This is a genomic window from Virgibacillus halotolerans (assembly GCF_016908515.1).
Classification (GTDB): Bacteria; Bacillota; Bacilli; order Bacillales; family Amphibacillaceae; genus Virgibacillus_M; species Virgibacillus_M halotolerans.
In genome coordinates this window covers 1-1,196 of the sequence record NZ_JAFBEA010000018.1, presented here as the reverse complement: position 1 = coordinate 1,196, position 1,196 = coordinate 1, and the positions used below count along the sequence as shown (strand labels likewise).

The following is a 1,196-nucleotide window of genomic DNA, read 5'->3' as shown; positions in this document are numbered from 1 at the left end:
TCTAAAGGCAAGCCTTTAGATGTTCGAAAAACAGTCTCTGTTTTTCTTGACATACTGGTTGTTTTGTTCAGTTTTCAAGGAGCAAATGTTTTGTGTTGCTTCAAAATAGCAACTTTATTAATGTACCATGCATCGTCTTTGATGTCAACAACTAATTTAAATTGTTTTTTTGGAATGATACAATCTTTTTTCTTGATTAATATATGGTGGAGCCTAGCGGGATCGAACCGCTGACCTCCTGCGTGCAAGGCAGGCGCTCTCCCAGCTGAGCTAAGGCCCCATATCAAATGGTCGGGAAGACAGGATTCGAACCTGCGACCCCTTGGTCCCAAACCAAGTGCTCTACCAAGCTGAGCTACTTCCCGTAAAAAATGGTGCGCCCAAGAGGAGTCGAACCTCTAACCTTCTGATTCGTAGTCAGATACTCTATCCAATTGAGCTATGGGCGCATAATGCCGAGAACCGGAATCGAACCGGTACGGTAGTTACCTACCGCAGGATTTTAAGTCCTGTGCGTCTGCCAATTCCGCCACCCCGGCTTGCTATTGGAGCGGAAGACGGGATTCGAACCCGCGACCCCCACCTTGGCAAGGTGGTGTTCTACCACTGAACTACTTCCGCTTATAAGGCACTTGTTACTTCATATTAATGATGCGGGTGAAGGGAATCGAACCCCCACGTCATAAGACACTAGATCCTAAGTCTAGCGCGTCTGCCAGTTCCGCCACACCCGCAAATGGTGAGCCATGGAGGATTCGAACCTCCGACCCTCTGATTAAAAGTCAGATGCTCTACCGACTGAGCTAATGGCTCTTGCTATTAATAAATACTACTTATAGGGCTAAGCAAATAACCCTTATTAAATTTAGCTAATGGTGCCGGCCAGAGGAATCGAACCCCCAACCTACTGATTACAAGTCAGTTGCTCTGCCAATTGAGCTAGGCCGGCTTATCATGAATTTCAATGAACATAAAAACAATGGTGGAGGATGCAGGGCTCGAACCTGCGACCCCCTGCTTGTAAGGCAGGTGCTCTCCCAGCTGAGCTAATCCTCCGTTGCACAGATCGTGCAAAGCATGTCCTGTTTTTAAAAACTATGTATCGCCTGGCGACGTCCTACTCTTGCAGGGGCAAAGCCCCAACTACCATCGGCGCTGAAGAGCTTAACTGCTGTGTTCGGTATGGGAACAGGTGT

The 1,196-nt window shown here is 47.7% G+C and carries 9 tRNA genes and 1 rRNA gene; all 10 read right to left on the bottom strand.

Going from position 1 to position 1,196, the window contains the following annotated elements:
• Positions 1-204: 204 nt before the first annotated feature.
• A tRNA-Ala gene (locus JOC34_RS21635) sits at positions 205-280 on the bottom strand.
• 8 nt (positions 281-288) lie between these two features.
• A tRNA-Pro gene (locus tag JOC34_RS21630) sits at positions 289-365 on the bottom strand.
• 7 nt (positions 366-372) lie between these two features.
• Positions 373-449 (bottom strand) — tRNA-Arg (locus tag JOC34_RS21625).
• Between the two features lie 4 nt (positions 450-453).
• Positions 454-539 (bottom strand) — tRNA-Leu (locus JOC34_RS21620).
• 7 nt (positions 540-546) lie between these two features.
• Positions 547-621 (bottom strand) — tRNA-Gly (locus tag JOC34_RS21615).
• A 31-nt stretch (positions 622-652) separates the two neighbouring features.
• Positions 653-734, bottom strand: a tRNA-Leu gene (locus tag JOC34_RS21610).
• A gap of 3 nt (positions 735-737) precedes the next feature.
• Positions 738-813: transfer RNA gene (locus JOC34_RS21605), tRNA-Lys, on the bottom strand.
• Positions 814-873: 60 nt separating this feature from the next.
• Positions 874-949, bottom strand: a tRNA-Thr gene (locus tag JOC34_RS21600).
• Positions 950-980: 31 nt separating this feature from the next.
• A tRNA-Val gene (locus JOC34_RS21595) sits at positions 981-1,056 on the bottom strand.
• Positions 1,057-1,104: 48 nt separating this feature from the next.
• A 5S ribosomal RNA gene (gene rrf / locus JOC34_RS21590) occupies positions 1,105-1,196 on the bottom strand; the annotation flags it as partial.